General features: G+C 71.4%; 14 protein-coding genes and 2 tRNA genes. 8 read left to right on the top strand and 8 right to left on the bottom strand.

Annotated features, from left to right (window positions below; genetic code table 11):
* Positions 1 to 578: 578 nt before the first annotated feature.
* Positions 579 to 1,550: an ATP-binding cassette domain-containing protein gene (locus AF1_RS06520; protein ID WP_067794100.1), complete on the top strand. Its 972-nt coding sequence runs from the start codon at positions 579 to 581 to the stop codon at positions 1,548 to 1,550.
* Complete coding sequence (locus AF1_RS06525) at positions 1,547 to 2,368, top strand: ABC transporter permease (protein ID WP_067794101.1); 822 nt, start codon at positions 1,547 to 1,549, stop codon at positions 2,366 to 2,368. The genes AF1_RS06520 and AF1_RS06525 overlap by 4 nt, the downstream gene beginning before the upstream one ends.
* An 8-nt stretch (positions 2,369 to 2,376) precedes the next feature.
* Here the strand turns inward: AF1_RS06525 and AF1_RS06530 are convergent, their stop codons facing one another.
* Positions 2,377 to 5,598 carry a BTAD domain-containing putative transcriptional regulator gene (locus tag AF1_RS06530; RefSeq protein WP_067794102.1) on the bottom strand — a complete coding sequence of 1,074 codons (3,222 nt, stop codon included), beginning with the start codon at positions 5,596 to 5,598 and terminating at the stop codon, positions 2,377 to 2,379.
* Between the two features lie 66 nt (positions 5,599 to 5,664).
* On the opposite strand from AF1_RS06530, the gene AF1_RS06535 reads away from it, so the two are divergent.
* From AF1_RS06535 to modA, 5 genes are all read left to right on the top strand, one after another.
* The gene (locus AF1_RS06535; protein ID WP_067794103.1) at positions 5,665 to 5,922 is read left to right on the top strand and encodes a DUF7218 family protein; all 258 of its coding nucleotides are present in this window, start codon (positions 5,665 to 5,667) and stop codon (positions 5,920 to 5,922) included.
* Positions 5,923 to 6,059: 137 nt separating this feature from the next.
* The gene (locus tag AF1_RS06540) at positions 6,060 to 7,169 is read left to right on the top strand and encodes a baeRF2 domain-containing protein (protein ID WP_067794104.1); all 1,110 of its coding nucleotides are present in this window, start codon (positions 6,060 to 6,062) and stop codon (positions 7,167 to 7,169) included.
* A 198-nt stretch (positions 7,170 to 7,367) separates the two neighbouring features.
* Positions 7,368 to 7,550: a hypothetical protein gene (locus tag AF1_RS06545; protein WP_067794105.1), complete on the top strand. Its 183-nt coding sequence runs from the start codon at positions 7,368 to 7,370 to the stop codon at positions 7,548 to 7,550.
* Between the two features lie 184 nt (positions 7,551 to 7,734).
* Positions 7,735 to 8,133, top strand: a complete 399-nt coding sequence (locus AF1_RS06550) for a TOBE domain-containing protein (RefSeq protein ID WP_067794106.1) — start codon at positions 7,735 to 7,737, stop codon at positions 8,131 to 8,133.
* A gap of 34 nt (positions 8,134 to 8,167) precedes the next feature.
* Positions 8,168 to 8,974, top strand: coding sequence for a molybdate ABC transporter substrate-binding protein (modA, locus tag AF1_RS06555; protein ID WP_306303153.1), 807 nt, complete (start codon positions 8,168 to 8,170; stop codon positions 8,972 to 8,974).
* 221 nt (positions 8,975 to 9,195) lie between these two features.
* On the opposite strand, the gene AF1_RS06560 is transcribed toward modA, so the two are convergent.
* The 7 genes from AF1_RS06560 to AF1_RS06590 form a co-directional block, all read right to left on the bottom strand.
* A complete protein-coding gene (locus tag AF1_RS06560) occupies positions 9,196 to 10,080 on the bottom strand; it encodes a class I SAM-dependent methyltransferase (RefSeq protein WP_217999804.1) in 885 nt (294 codons plus the stop codon).
* A 263-nt stretch (positions 10,081 to 10,343) separates the two neighbouring features.
* Positions 10,344 to 10,416, bottom strand: a tRNA-Ala gene (locus AF1_RS06565).
* A gap of 392 nt (positions 10,417 to 10,808) precedes the next feature.
* Positions 10,809 to 10,881, bottom strand: a tRNA-Ala gene (locus AF1_RS06570).
* Between the two features lie 78 nt (positions 10,882 to 10,959).
* Positions 10,960 to 11,622: a histidine phosphatase family protein gene (locus tag AF1_RS06575; RefSeq protein WP_067794107.1), complete on the bottom strand. Its 663-nt coding sequence runs from the start codon at positions 11,620 to 11,622 to the stop codon at positions 10,960 to 10,962.
* On the bottom strand, positions 11,615 to 12,028 hold the full coding sequence (rsfS, locus tag AF1_RS06580; protein WP_067794108.1) for a ribosome silencing factor: 414 nt from the start codon (positions 12,026 to 12,028) through the stop codon (positions 11,615 to 11,617). The genes AF1_RS06575 and rsfS overlap by 8 nt, the downstream gene beginning before the upstream one ends.
* Before the next feature lie 175 nt (positions 12,029 to 12,203).
* A complete protein-coding gene (nadD, locus tag AF1_RS06585; protein ID WP_174548826.1) occupies positions 12,204 to 12,791 on the bottom strand; it encodes a nicotinate-nucleotide adenylyltransferase in 588 nt (195 codons plus the stop codon).
* A 44-nt stretch (positions 12,792 to 12,835) separates the two neighbouring features.
* Positions 12,836 to 14,122 carry a phenylacetate--CoA ligase family protein gene (locus AF1_RS06590; RefSeq protein ID WP_067794110.1) on the bottom strand — a complete coding sequence of 429 codons (1,287 nt, stop codon included), beginning with the start codon at positions 14,120 to 14,122 and terminating at the stop codon, positions 12,836 to 12,838.
* A 92-nt stretch (positions 14,123 to 14,214) separates the two neighbouring features.
* Between AF1_RS06590 and AF1_RS06595 the strand changes: the two genes are divergently transcribed.
* The gene (locus AF1_RS06595) at positions 14,215 to 15,249 is read left to right on the top strand and encodes a M48 family metallopeptidase (RefSeq protein ID WP_084262511.1); all 1,035 of its coding nucleotides are present in this window, start codon (positions 14,215 to 14,217) and stop codon (positions 15,247 to 15,249) included.
* Positions 15,250 to 15,286 lie beyond the last annotated feature (37 nt).

The following is a 15,286-nucleotide window of genomic DNA, read 5'->3' on the forward strand; positions in this document are numbered from 1 at the left end:
TTCTAACTTACCCGGTTCGCTCCCGTTGTCAAGCCGATCAGCGAAGATCTTTTTGACGGTCGGAGGCGTCCCAGCCCCCCACGCGACGACTCACCCCCAGGCCGAAGACCTGGCGAAGACCATCTCGTAGGAGGTGCCCTGCGGGTCGGCCACCTTGCGGTGTCCTGCATCCCGTCCGAGCTTGCCTTTTAAGAGTACCTCGGCCCGGAGCAAGCTACGAACCGTTCTCTCTGTTGGCTTCCCCCCGGGGCCGTCCGCCTGTCGGCGTCCCGCATCCCCTTGGGGCACGACAGACATTAGCAGCCGCGGACGGTCCGTCAAATCGACACGGCCGTACAACGCCCGGCAGAGGAGGTCGTTGACCTCTCTACGCGTCCGTCGCCTCATCGCCCCGGGCATCAGCGGTGTTCTGGCGTGTACTCGGCGAACTTGCTGGTCGTCGCGGTATCGAGCGGTCAAGATCAGTAGCGCGTCAGCGGCGTGTCAGCGGCCGGGCGCCGATGTACGCGGCCTGTCAGCGCCTTCCCCGACGGTGGTGACCGTCACAGAAGATGCCCAGGCGGAAGGCAGGCAGATCGATGGACGAAGTGATCCGGGCCGAAGGGCTGCGCAAGAGGTTCGGCGAGACACGGGCCTTGGACGGTGTCGGCATCACGGCTCGCCGAGGCACGGTGCTCGGGGTGCTGGGGCCGAACGGCGCCGGCAAGACCACCGCCGTGCGGGTGCTGGCGACACTGCTCAAGCCCGATGCCGGACGGGCCGAGGTGTGCGGCTACGACGTGGTCGAGGACGCGGCGCGCGTCCGGGCGAAGATCGGGCTCACCGGGCAGTACGCATCGGTCGACGAGGAGCTGACCGGCACCGAGAACCTGGTGATGATCGCCCGGCTGCTGGACTTCGGCAGGCGGGAGGCGAAGGCCAGGGCACAGCAGTTGCTCGACCAGTTCCGGCTGACCGACGCCGCGGCGCGCGCCGTGAAGACGTACTCCGGCGGTATGCGCCGGCGGCTCGACCTCGCGGCGAGCCTGATCAACCACCCCGAGGTCATCTACCTGGACGAGCCCACGACCGGCCTCGACCCGCGGGCCCGCAACGAGGTGTGGGACACAGTGCGCGATGTCGTCGCCGACGGCGCGACGGTGCTGCTGACCACGCAGTACCTGGAGGAGGCCGACGCGCTCGCCGACCGGATCGTGGTGTTCGACCACGGCCGGGTCATCGCCGAAGGGACGTCCGACGACCTGAAGGGGCGGGTCGGGCGGCAGACGCTCGTGGTGCGCACGGCTGAGCCGTACCGGATCTCCCAGCTCACCGCGATCGTCGCCGAGCTGACCGGGGAGCAGCCCGAGGTGCAGGAGGCGGCCGGGCTCGTCACTGCGCCGGTGGACGACCGGCGGCTGCTGTCGGTGCTGGTCCGGCGGCTGGACGAGGCGTCCATCGTGGCGGCCGAGCTGGCGCTGCGGATGCCGAGCCTGGACGAGGTGTTCCTCACGCTGACGGGCCACCTCGCCGAAGAGACCGGATCCGAACTCGAAGGGAGCCTGGCATGACCGCGATGACCGTTGACGCTCGCCGCACCGCGGCGGAGCCACCCGGACGCGTCAGCCCGCGGCGGACGCTGCGGCACGGCCTGACGCTCGCGTGGCGCAACGTCGCCCAGCTGAAGCACTCGCCGGAGAAGCTGCTGGACACGACGCTGATGCCGATCGTGTTCCTGCTGCTGTTCCTGTACGTGTTCGGCGGTGCGGTGGCCGGCGACACGCACTCCTATCTGCAGCAGTTGCTTCCGGGGCTGGTCGCGCAGATGGCGATGTTCGCGACGATGGGGCTTGGGACGGCCCTGAACGAGGACATCCACAAGGGGGTGTTCGATCGGTTCCGGAGCCTGCCGATCGCGCGTTCGGCTCCGCTGGTCGGGACCGTCCTCGGGGACACGGTCCGGTTCCTCGTCGTGATAACGGTGCTCGTCGGGTTCGGGTCGCTGCTGGGGTTCCGGTTCCACACCGACCCGTTGTCGGTGGTGGCCGCGTTCGCGCTGGCGTACGTGTTCTACCTGGCCGTCTCCTGGCTGTCGGTGCTGGTGGGCCTGATCGCGCCGACACCGGGGACGGTTCAGGGGTTCTCGTTCATCTGGCTGATGCCGTTGACGTTCGGCAGCAGCATCCTCGTCCCGGACACCTCCACCATGCCGGGCTGGCTGGAGGCGTGGACGAAGGTGAACCCGGTCACGCATCTGGCGGAGGCGGTGCGCGCGCTGACGGTCGGCGGCACGGTCGGGAACCACGTCTGGTACACGCTCGCGTGGGCGGCGGGGATCGTTCTCGTCACGTTCCCGCTGGCCATGCGCATGTACTCACGGAGGGTCTGAAGGAGCCGTCAGACGGACTCCACCAGGTCGGCGCCCTGGGCGAAGACGTCTTCCCGCGTGACCCTGCGGCCACGGTCGTAGGCGGCGGTGAAGGCGTCTTCGCCGAGTGCGCGGGTCGCGGCGGGCACCGTCCGGCGGACTTCGTGGCAGGCCGTGTCGCGGTAGCCGTGCAGGCTGTGCGCGGTGCCCAGGAGTTCGGCGGCGCGGGCGAAGTTGCCGCGTGCGGCGGCGTAGGCGGCGAGTCCCTCGACGAGGGAGGCCACCGTCGGGTTGCCCATGAGCGCGCCGTCGGTCAGGCCGGTGAGGGCCTGGACGTGCCGGCGTTTCGCCGTTTCGAGGTCGCCGTCCTCCTCGGCGAGGCAGCCGAGGCGGCTGTAGGTGCGGCGGGCGGTCTGCGCGAAGTCGGGGCGGTGCGCGCGCGACTCGACCCACCGGTGGGCCCGGTCGGCGTGCGGGCGCGCGGCCTCGCGGTCGCCCTCCCACAGGGCCAGTTCGCACAGCATCAGCGACGCGCCGGCCGCATCCGCGAACTCGCCGATCCGTTCCAGCTGCGCCATGGCGTTGCCGAGGTCCGCGCGGGCCCGGGCCATCTCGCCCCGCTGGGCCCGCGCCCGCGCCAGATGGACGAGGAGCGTCCCGCCCTGTTCGGGGCTGACCCCGCTGGTCGCGTAGCCGTACGCCTCCTCGCCGAGCCGGACGGCCTCCGCGAGTTCGCCGCGGGCCATGGCCACCTGCATCAGCCCGCTCAGCCCGAGGATCATCCCGAACCGGTCGCCCAGCGCGCGGAAGCGCGCGTAGCCGTCGGCGGTCTGCGTGGCGGCCTCGTCGATGTTCCCGGTGTTGACGCCGATGTGCCCGAGGATGACACGGACGACGGCGCGGACCCACGGGTCGGGGTGGTCCTGGCGGCGCCGCAGACGCCTCCTCACCTCGTTCATGTCCCCGCTGAAGAGGCAGCTCGCGGTGTCGGCGAGGGCGAGGACCGGATGCACCGGTGCTTCGGGCACGACGGCGGCGGCCTCGGTCAGTGTCGCGCGCAGTGTTTCCGGGGTCGGCCCTTCGTCCCTGGACATCTCGCTGAAGAGGCTGGACGAGATGACGCACAGGGCGTACTCCTCGTCCAATCCGGGCGGCGGGGTGTCACCGATCATGGCGCGGACGACGATCGACCAGCCGCCGGCCTCCCGCTCCATGTCCCGCAGGATCCAGAACCACACGAGCGCCGCGACGAGCCGCAGGCCCGTCCCGGCATCACCGGTGTCGGCCACATGGCGGAACGCGACGGCGATGTTGCCGCGTTCCGCGGCGATCCGTTCGGCCCAGCGCAACTGGTCGCGGCGGCGCAGCTCCGGCTCGGCGCGCTGAGCGAGCCCGACGAGGTGGGCGGCGTGTGCGTCCCGGACGCGCCGGGTCTCGCCGGCCTCCTCCAGCCGCTCCCCCGCGTACACGCGGACGGTCTCCAGCAGCCGGTAGCGGACGTCGGTGTCGCCGTCCGCGATCACCAGCGACTTGTCGATCAAGGCGGCGATCACGTCGATGACGTCGTGGGGTTCGGGCGCGTCCGGCGCGTCCAGCCCGCACACGTGGACGGCGGCGTCCGGGGTGGCGCCGCCGGCGAACACCGACAGGCGGCGCAGGACGGCGCGTTCGACATCGTCCAGCAGGTCCCAGCTCCAGTCGACGACGGCGCGCAGCGTCCGGTGGCGGGGCAGTGCGGCGCGGCTGCCGCCGGCGAGCAGCCGGAACCGGTCGCCGAGCCGCGCCGCGACCTGGCCGCAGGTGAGGGACCGCAGCCGGGCGGCGGCCAGTTCGATCGCGAGGGGGATGCCGTCGAGCGCGCGGCAGATCGCGACGACGTCGGCGACGGTTCCGGCGTCCACGCCGAAGCCGGGGCGGACGGCCGCGGCGCGGTCGGCGAACAGCCGCACCGACGCGTGGCGGAGCGCCTCGGCGGGGTCGGTGACATCGTCGTCCGGCAGCGGCAGCGACGGGACGGGGCACAGCGCCTCGCCGGTGATGCCGAGCGGTTCGCGGCTCGTCGCGAGGATCCGGACGCCCGGTACCTTCGCGAGGACGTGGTCGACGAGCCGCGCGACGGCGTCGATGAGGTGCTCGCAGTTGTCGAGGACGACGACCATCCGCTTGGCGGTGAGGAAGTCGGTCAGCCGGTCGAGGGGCCGCACCACCACCCGCGTCTCGCCCGGACGGACGGCCTCGGGCACGCCGAGCGCCGACAGCACGGCCTGCGCGACGTCGCCCGGATCGCTGACCGGCGCGAGCGGGACGAACCACACGCCGTCCGGCATCTCCTCCACGACCGCGGTGGCGCTCTCCCCCGCCAGCCGTGTCTTGCCGGCGCCGCCCGGGCCGGTGAGGGTGACGAGCCTGGTCTCGCGGAGCAGCTTGCCGACGCGCCGCGACTCCTCCTCCCGTCCGACGAAGCTGGTGAGCTGCGCGGGCAGGTTGGTGCGCGGTGAAGACGCGGCATCCGGGGCGGCGGGCGCCGGTGCGTCGCGGCGCAGGATCGACAGGTGCACGGCGGCCAGTTCCGGGGACGGGTCGACGCCGAGCCGGTCGGCGAGCGTCCGCCGCGTCTCCTCGTACACCTCCAGCGCCTCGGCCTGCCGTCCCGCCGCGTAGAGGGCGCGCATGAGCTGCCCGCGCAGCCGTTCGCGCAGCGGGTTCGCGGCGGCGAGCGGCTCCAGTTCGGCGACCGGCGGGACGGGCAGCCCGGCGGCGAGCTCGGCGTCCACCCGGTCCTCGACGGCGGCGAGCCGCAGTTCCTCCAGGCGGGTGATGGTCCCGTAGGCGAAGTCGGCGTCGGCGACGTCGGCGAGAGCCGGGCCGCGCCACAGCGCGAGCGCCGCCCGCAGCCCGTCGGCCCGCCGCGCGGGATCGTCCTGCGCGCGTGCCGCCGCGACGCCGCGTTCGAAGGCGACCGTGTCGACCCCGGCCGGGTCGATGCCGAGCCGGTACCCGCCGGGGCCGTGCTCGACGACGTCCCGTCCGGCGGCGCCGCGCAGCCGGGAGACGAGGGCCTGCAGCGCGTTGCCTCCGCCGGCGGGCGGCGCGCCGTCCCACAGGTCGTCCAGCAGCCGCTCGGCCGACACCGGCCGCCCCGCCTCGACCGCGAGCCGCACCACCAGGGCGCGCAGCCGCCGGCCGCCGACCTCGACGGGCCGCGCCGCCTCGTCCCGCACCATGAGCGGGCCCAGGATGCCGATGCGCACAAGTCCCCTTCCCGGGTGTCATTGTCTCTGATGTGTGGACCACGCGTGCCGGGTACTTGTCCGGATATGCCGAGAGCGCAGATCAAGGACGAGAAGACGTACCAGAAGCTCCGCGACAAGGGCGAGAGCAAGGAGAAGGCCGCGCGCATCGCCAACGCCTCCGCGAGCCGCGGCAAGAAGAACGTCGGCCGCAAGGGCGGCAAGAGCCCGTCCTATGACGACTGGACGAAGGACGAGCTGCTGAAACGGGCCCGCGAGATCGGCGTCAAGGGGCGTTCCTCGATGAGCAAGTCCGAGTTGGTCAAGGCGCTGCGCGACCACTAGATGGAGCTCGTTTTCGTGCTGGGCCGCCGCACTCGGCTACGTGCGTCCGCGGCAGGCCGCCGAGAGCTGGCGTCCCACTCGCCCCAACCGTCGCTTTCTTCATGTTTGCCCCAACAAAAACGGGTACCGCCATTCCCATGGATCTGGCATTCCTCAAGACGCTGTATCAACGTCCGGGCCCGTACGCGTCGGTGTACGCCGATCTGACCCGGACCACCGAGGACGCGGCGAAGGCGGCCGAGTTGCGGTGGCGGGCGCTGCGCGCGGACCTGGAGGACCAGAACACCCCGAAGCCCACCCTCCGCGCGATCGAGCGGGTCATCGAAGAGGATCTGGGTGAGCGCCGTTCCGAGGGCATCGTGATCTTCGCGGCGGACGGCGAGGTGGTGCACAGTGAACGGCTCCCCCGGCCGCCCCGGACCACGCGCGCCGTCCTCGCGCCGCTCCCGGACGTCCTGCCGTATCTGGCCGAACGCGGCGAGAGGTTCCCGCACCTGCTGGCCGTCGTCGACCGCCGCGGAGGCGCGATCGACTGTGTGACGGCCGACGGGCGCCACCAGCACATCGACGTGCGGGGCGACGAGGACTATCCCATCCGCAAGGTGAAGGCGGGTGACTGGAACCAGTCCCGCTTCCAGCGCTCCTCGGAGAACGTCTGGAAGACCAACGCGAAGAAGGTCGCCCACGAGATCGACCGCGCCGCCGACCGCTGCGGCGCCGAGGCCGTCGTGATCGCCGGCGACACGCGCGCCCGCAGCGCCGTCATGGAGGAGGTCTCGGAGAGCGTCCTGGAGCACACGGTCGAGGCGGACAAGAACACCACGGTCGACGACCCGGACCTCGACGCCGAGGTGCGCCGTCTCCTGAACCTGAAGACCACCGAACGCGTCATGACGGTCGCCGAACGCTTCGACCGCGAACTGGCCAACGGCGAGCGAGCCGTCTCGGGCCTATCCGAGACCACCACGGCTCTCCGGCACGGCCAGGTGGAGACACTCATCCTGACCGACGACCGCGATTCGGACGCCCGCCTGTGGATCGGCCCAGACCCCGCCCAGGTGGCCGCGACCCCCGGCGAACTCCGCGAGGAGTTCGGCATCACCGACCCGTACGAGGACAGAGCGGATGCGGCTCTGGTGAGAGCCGCTGCGGCGACCGACAGCGATCTGGTGGTCCTCCCGCCCAACGGCGCCACCCGGGTGGGCGCCGTCCTCCGCTACACGACGACCCCCGAACCCCGAACCTGAGCCGCCAGGGTACGGGGGCGGAGCCTCCTACCAGCAGCGGACAGGGTCGGCGCGCAGATCGCTCTCCCCCCGGGACCACGGCCGGCCCCGCCGAATGCGCCGAATCCTCCGAGTAGCGACCGGTACCCGAAATACCTCCGCGGGCCCTGGTGCTCGTCGGCCGCCGGCCGACGAGCACCAGGGCCCGCACCACGCGGTGTGTCGTGGGGAGAGGTCGACCCGCGCTACGGCGACGCGGGGATACTGCTGGCCACCAGCGTGGACGGACGCCCCCTGGACGCCGAGGGGCCCCAGCTGGTCGTGCCCGGAGACACTGCGGGCAGCCGGTACGTGTCCCGGATCACCTCGATCTGGACCGGTCCCGCCACCGCTTTCACCTGATCACACTCCGCGCGTCCCACCGGTACGGCTGCGATCATCGCCATGATGAGAGCGGACACGGAGCCCGGGCAGGGACACCTCTTCGGAGAGTCGCTTAAATACGAACATCTTGACCTCCCCAAGGTGGCACATGCCCGGCTCATATCGTGTGAAGCATGGATTGTGCGAGAGTAGGGTGAGGATTGTGGCGGAGTATCGGATCAACGAGGTCGCGACGGTGCTGGGAGTCAGCCCCGACACCGTACGCCGCTGGATCGACGCCGGCCGGCTGCCCGCACGCCGGGACCAGGGCGGACGGCGGATGGTCCAGGGCACCGACCTGGCCGCCTTTGCCCGCGCCCAGATGGCCCCCGGGCAGACCGAGTACGTCATGTCCTCTGCGCGTAACCGCCTGCGGGGCATCATCACCGAGGTCGTGCGCGACCACGTGATGGCCCAGGTCGAGATCGCCACGGGCCCCTACCGGGTGGTGTCGCTGATGAGCCGGGAGGCCGCCGACCAGCTCGACCTGCAGGTCGGCGTGATCGCCGAAGCGGTGATCAAGTCCACCAACGTCGTCGTCGAACGCCCAACCCCCGGCTGACCTATCGCCTTCCCCCCATTCGGAGGAGTTCGCCGTGCCGCTCAAGCACCTGATCACCCGCCTGGCCGCCCCCGTGGCCGCCCGGTTGACCATCGGAGTCACCGGCCTGGCCCTGCTCGCAGGAGCCGCCGCCGGCTGCGGCGGCACCTCCTCCGGAGGCGGGAGCGGTAAGACGGTGACGGTGTTCGCCGCCGCGTCGCTGACCGAGACCTTCACCACGCTCGGCAGGTCCTTCGAAGGCTCCCACCCGGGGGTCAAGGTCCGGTTCAACTTCGGTGGCAGCTCCGCCCTGGCCCAGCAGATCACTCAGGGCGCCCCGGCCGACGTGTTCGCCGCCGCCAGCCCGGCCACCATGAAGACGGTCACCGACGCGCATCTGGCGGACGGGCAGCCGCAGATCTTCGTGCGCAACCGGCTCCAGATCGCCACCCCGGCCGACAACCCCGGCAAGGTCACCGCGTTGAAGGACCTGGCCAGCCCCAAGGTCAAGGTGGTGCTGTGCGCCGAACAGGTTCCGTGCGGAGCGGCTGCCAACAAGGCTCTGGCCGCCGCCGGCGTGACCGTCAAGCCTGTCTCGCTGGAAAAGGACGTCAAGGGTGCCCTGAACAAGGTCACCCTCGGTGAGGCGGATGCCGCCCTGGTGTACCGCACCGACGTCAAGGCCGCCGGCGCCAAGGTGCACGGCATCGACTTCCCCGAGGCGGCCAAGGCCATCAACGACTATCCCATCGTCACCTTGGCCAAGGCCCCGCAGCCCGCCCTGGCCAAGGAGTTCCTCGGGTTGGTGGTCTCGGCGCAGGGTCGGACCACACTGACCGCGGCCGGCTTCGACACCCCCTGAGCCCCCCGCCTCCTGGCCCACCCGGCAGCGGGCCAGGAGGGGAAAGGGGGCGTGCACTACCGGGATCCGGGGCGATGTTCCCTATGCAACATCGCCCGGATTGGCCGGCGGAAGGTCATCGTGACCTGGCCCGGCGACATGGAACCTCGCCTTCCATGATGCGGCCCGCCGCTCCGCGCCGAAGCGTCCGGGGCGTCGACCGCCTTGGGGCGAAAACAGGGCTACAGGCGGACGGCCAGGGCGAAGAACCGGTGGGGCGGGTCGTCGTAGCGGTCCAGGCGCCATCCCGCGGAGGCCAGCAACGGCTGGAGGCAGGTCTCGGCCAGGGGCTCATCGGGACGCAGGGTACGGCCGTGGCGGGCGGCCAGTGCGGCGCGTCCGGAGGGGTGGAAGATGACCAGCCTGCCACCGGGCCGGGTGATGCGGGCCAGTTCGGCCGTCCCGGCGGCGAGGTCGGGCAGGTGGGGGACCAGCCCGGCGGCGAAGACCGCGTCGAATCGGGCGTCGGCGAACGGTAGCCGGCGGGCGTCGGCCAGGACCAGGGCGGCGTGCTGCGCGCGGCCCGTCGCCCTGGCGACCGTGAGCATTTGGGGGGTGATGTCCAGGCCGATCACCTTCCCGATGGGGCCGACGGCATCGCGCAATGCGGGCAGGGCGCGGCCGGTACCGCAGCCCGCGTCCAGGACGGCCCCACCGGCCGGGATGGCGGCCTGGCCGACCGCGGCGGCGTAGGCGGGCATGTCGTCACCGAACCTGGCGTCCCAGGTGGCGGCGCGGGGGGCGAAGAACGCCCGGCTCTCGGTGATGTACCAGTCGCCGTTCCCGGCCAGGCGCAGCGCGACGTGGCGGATCACCGGCCAGGAAGTATCGTGCAGGTCGATCACGATGTCCGCGTCGTTCTCAGCGTCCCCGTCGGGGGCACGGTGGGTGCGCAACCAGATGACCACGTCCCACCCGCCCGCCGGTGGACGAGCACGCCAGGCGGGGCCCGCGGCGATCGTGACCGTACCCGGGGACCGCTCGGCCACCGTGGAGCAGCCGCCGGCCGGCCGGACACAACGGCGCCCGCTGACGCTCAGGTGATCGGACAGCCGTTCGGCGACCACGGCCCCATCATCACGGTCCAACCATCACCGGTGAGGCCCACCGGGTTCGGCGAAGTCCTTCGAACCAGTCATGATCTCGGCTGGCGGGGAAAGATCACCGCGAAGCCCTGAGCGCCGCAGACCGGCCCGACCGCGTCCCTCGGCGCCGGCAGGCGACCTACGGGATGAGAACCTCTCAGGCGACCTCTGATCAGGGCGTTCAGCCACCCGGGCGAAGACTGCCCCTGCAAGACCCCCGGGTCGAGACACAGGGAAACACTGGGTGGAGCTATGGGGATTCGAACCCCAGACCTCCTCCATGCCATGGAGGCGCGCTACCAACTGCGCCATAGCCCCTCGGTCAAGGAAAAGCTTAGTGCACATTGGGAGCGCTTGAGACGCGCGGGCCGTGTGCAGCCCCCGTTGAAGGTGGGGACCTTGATGCCCCATTCCCCCAGCCAAGGGGGGCAAGGGGCGAAGCCCCAAAACCCCGGCGAAGCCCGGGGAAACCCCAAGCACCAAAGACCCGAGCGAACACACCACCCGAAACCAGCAGGGGGCAAGGGGCGAAGCCCCAAACAAGGGGGCAAGCGGCAGCGGCCCGAGCGGACGCAGCAAGGGAACCGGCAGGGGGCGTGGGGGCGGAGCCCCCACGCCGGGGGTCCGGGGGTCGCCCCCCGGGCAAACACGACGAAGGAGTGGCGGGGAAGGAGCCCCCAGGCTCCGACCACACCACTCCCAACTCCGAGTGGAGCTATGGGGATTCGAACCCCAGACCTCCTCCATGCCATGGAGGCGCGCTACCAACTGCGCCATAGCCCCGCCGCTGCGTGGACGTTCATCCCGCAGCGCCCCGCCAGTGTATAGGACGGACGGGGCTGGTCTCGAATCGTTTGCGGGTCAGGTTCCGGCGTCGGGCCGGTCGTCGCTGAGGACGGGTTCGGGGAGGGTGCCGGCGTTGTGTTCGGCGAGGCGCCAGCCGCCGTCGCGCATTTCGGTGACGACGGACCAGCAGCAGTTGGACAGGCCGCCGAGGCGTTCCCAGGTCTCTTCGGGGAGGCCGATGAGGTGGGACATGCCGAGGCGGAGCGCGGCGCCGTGGGAGGCGACGACGAGCTGGCCGGTGGGGGGCAGGTCGTCGAGGGCGCGTTCGAGGGCGGCGCCGACGCGTTTGGCGACCTGGGCGCTGGTCTCACCGCCGGGCGGCTGCCAGGCGGCGTGTTCGGCGGGGTAGCGTTCGCGGATCTCCTGGGCGGTGAGGCCCTCCCATTCGCCGCCGTCGCGTTCGATGAGGTCCTTGTCGTAGCGGACGGGGAGTCCGGTGATGTCGGCGAGGGCCTGGGCGGTTTCGGCGGCGCGGCGGAGCGGGGAGGCCAGCAGGTGGGTGGGGCGGAGCCCGGCGAGGAGCCGGGCGGCGCGCCGGGCCTGCTGGACGCCGGTCTCGTCGAGCGGGATGTCGGTCTTGCCTTGGAATCGGCGTTCGACGTTCCAGGCGGTCTGGCCGTGCCGCCAGAGGACGAGGCGGCGGCGGCCGGGTTCGCGGGTGGGCCGGGTGTCACTCACTCGGGCTCCCGACGGCGCGGGCGCGCTGTGCCTGGTGGGCGGTGACGCTCTCCGGCAGCTTCATGAGGGGGCAGTCTTTCCACAGCCGTTCGAGGGCGTAGTACATGCGGTCTTCTTCGTGCTGGATGTGCACGATGATGTCGGCGTAGTCCAGCAGTACCCAGCGGCCCTCGCGCTCGCCTTCGCGGCGGACGGGTTTGGCGTCCGCCTCTTCGCGGAGGCGTTTTTCGACTTCGTCCACGATGGCGCGGACCTGGCGGTCGCTTGGGGCGGAGCAGAGCACGAACGCGTCGGTGATGACGAGCTGCTCGCTCACGTCGTAGGCAAGAATGTCGTCGGCCAGCTTGTCGCCCGCCGCCTCGGCGGCGATCCGGACCAGCTGTACCGCCCTCTCGGATGCGGTCACGGTGCGCTCGCGATCCTCCCTGTAGGGGTCATCTCCGTTGACACCCTCTCATGGGCGGCGGCCGGCTGACCCCTGTGTCGCTGTACGACCGCAATGCTCATGCGGCCCTTCCTCCTCCAGGGTAGGCGCCCCGGTCCGCCCGCCTCCGCGCCGTGCGGTGGCCGGTCTCGCCTCGCTAGTACAGCCCGCGTTTGTTGATGTACTGGACGATGCCGTCGGGGACGAGGTACCAGATGGGTTCGCCGGCGTGGACGCGTTCGCGGCATTCGGTGGAGGAGATCGACAGGGCGGGGACCTCCATGAGGGAGACGCGCCCGTTGGGCAGGCCGGGGTCGGCGAGGCGGTGGCCGGGACGGGTGACGCCGATGAAGTGGGCGAGTTCGAACAGTTCGCCGGTGTCGTGCCAGGTGAGCATTTTCTCCAGCGCGTCGGCGCCGGTGATGAAGAACAGGTCGGTGTCGGGGCCCTGGATCGCGCGCATGTCGCGGAGGGTGTCGACGGTGTAGGTGGGGCCGGGCCGGTCGATGTCGATGCGGCTGACGGAGAAGCGGGGGTTGGACGCGGTGGCGATGACGGCCATGAGGTAGCGGTCCTCGGCGGGGGCGACTTTGCGTTCTTCTTTGTGGGCCGAGACGCCGGTGGGCACGAACACGACCTCGTCGAGGGAGAAGAAGTGCGCGACCTCGCTGGCGGCCACGAGGTGCCCGTGGTGGATGGGGTCGAACGTGCCGCCCATGATCCCCACCCGCCGCTTTTGCGTCATGGCGACGAGAATAGTCAGCCGGGTGGATGCGCGGCACGTCCGGGTCATCTGAGGCCGGGTAGCGGCGGGTGGCCGTCCTCCCAGGACACGACGCGGACGGCTTTGCCGACCTCGACCCTCGGCACGGTGCCGGCGGGCAGCAGGAACACCTCGGCGGTCAGGCCGAGCGCCTCGTGCAGCGCGTGGACGAGACGGTCCTTCGGGTCGCCGGACAGGGCCTCGCAGGCGATCAGGAGCCGGACGGACGGGCTGCGCCGGTCCACGATGAGCTGGTAGTGCGGCCGGACGAGCCCGGAGCCGAGCAGGACGCGTTCGACCTCGCTCGGGTACACGTTGACGCCCCGCACGACGAGCATGTCGTCGGCGCGTCCGACGACCTTGCTCATCCGGACCAGGGTCCGCCCGCAGGCGCATTCGGCGCGGTCGAGGGAGGCGATGTCGCCCGTCCGGTAGCGCAGCAGGGGCAGGGCCTGCTTGGTCGGGGTGGTGAAGACGAGTTCGCCGGGGGTGCCGTCCTCGACGGGTTCGCCGGTGGACGGGTCGACGGCCTCGACGATGAAGTGGTCCTCGTTGACGTGCAGGCCGTCCTGTTCCAGGCATTCGGTGGCGACGCCGGGGCCGATGACCTCGGAGAGGCCGTAGATGTCCATCGCCTTGATGGGCAGCACGTCCTCGATGGCGGCGCGCAGCTCCTGCGACCAGGGTTCGGCGCCGAACAGCCCGGCTTTCAGCGCGGGCAGTTCGACGCCCTCCGCGGCGACGGCCTCGCCGAGCCGCAGTGCGTAGGCGGGGGTGCAGGTGAGGATGTCGGCGTGCAGGTCGATGAGCATCCGCACCTGCCGGTCGGTCATGCCGCCCGACATCGGCACGACGGTCGCGCCGAGCGCCACGGCGCCCTGGTGGATGCCGATGCCGCCGGTGAACAGCCCGTACCCGTAGGCGTTGTGGACGATGCTGCCGGGCGACGCCCCGGCGCACGCCAGGGAACGCGCGCACATCGCCGCCCACAGGTCGAGGTCGGCCTTGGTGTAGGCGACGAGTGTGGGGCGTCCCCGCGTCCCGCTGGAGCCGTGCACGGCGGCGGCCTGGTCCCGCGGGGCGGTGAGCATCCCGAACGGGTAGTGCTCCCAGAGGTCCTGCTTGGTGGTGAAGGGGAGGTCGCGGAGGTTGGCGAGCGTCACGTCCGAGCCGCCGGTGACGCCGGTCTCCTTCAGCCGCCGTCCCTGCACGCCGCCGGCGGCGAGGAGCCGGTCGACCAGGCCCCACAGCCGGTGCCGCTGCAGTGCGGCCCGTTCGTCCACGGACATCGCCTCGGCTTTGGGGTCGAACATGGCTGCCTCCCAGGCGCGGCCGGAGCGGGCCGAGGGCTCTGCGGCGGGGGAACCCTCCGGCACGGCGGTTCGTCGGAACTACCATGCCAGATATGACGGAGAACACACCGGATCGAGCACGCACGCGCTTCCCGGGGATCAGCTCCCGGGCCTACGAACACCCGGCGGACCGATCGGCGCTGGTGGCGCTGCGGTCGCTCTCCGGGTTCGACGTCGTCCTGCGCAAGATGTCGGGACTCATCAACGAGCGGTCGCTGCGCCTGATGTTCCTGGGCGGGACGGTGCGCGTCGGTGAGGACCAGTTCCGCCACATCCACGACATGGTCCGCGACGCCTGCTACATCCTGGACATGCCGGAGGTGCCGGAGCTGTACATCCGGCAGGACCCGGCGCCGAACGCGATGGCGCTCGGCTCCGACCACCCGTTCATCGTGCTGAACACCGGCCTGATCGACCTGCTGGACGACGAGGAGCTGCGGTTCGTCATCGGCCACGAGGTCGGGCACATCCTGTCCGGGCACGCGGTGTACCAGACGATGATGCAGGTCCTGCTGCAGCTCGGCGCGCGGCTGGCGTGGCTGCCGCTCGGCAACGTCGGCATCGCGACGATCATCATCGGGCTGCGGGAGTGGTTCCGGAAGGCGGAGCTGTCCTCCGACCGGGCGGGGCTGCTCACCGGGCAGGACGTGGACGCGGCGAAGCGGGTCAACATGAAGCTCGCCGGCGGGGTCCGGCTCGGCGAGATGAGCGCCGAGGCGTTCCTGCAGCAGGCGCGCGAGTACGACGCGGCCGGCGATGTGCGGGACGGCATCCTGAAGTTCCTGAACCTGCTCGGGCAGTCGCACCCGTTCGCGGTGATCCGGTTCGCGGAGATCGACCGGTGGGCGCGCAGCGGCGAGTACGAGCGCATCCTGGCCGGGGACTACCCGCACCGCGGCGACGACGAGGACGCGTCCGTCCGGGACGGGATCAAGGACGCGGCGCGCTCCTACCGGGAGTCGTGGGAGCGGACCGCCGACCCGTTCGTCGGGAAGGTGCGCGACATGGCGGACGCGGCGGCGGGCGCGGCCGGCGGGCTGTTCGACCGGTTCACCCGGCGGGACAACGGGCCCACGGACCGCAACTAGCGGGCCGTGACCCGGCGGGAACGGGCCGGGGCCGCCG

Source organism: Actinomadura formosensis NBRC 14204 (assembly GCF_001552155.1).
GTDB lineage: Bacteria > Actinomycetota > Actinomycetes > Streptosporangiales > Streptosporangiaceae > Spirillospora > Spirillospora formosensis.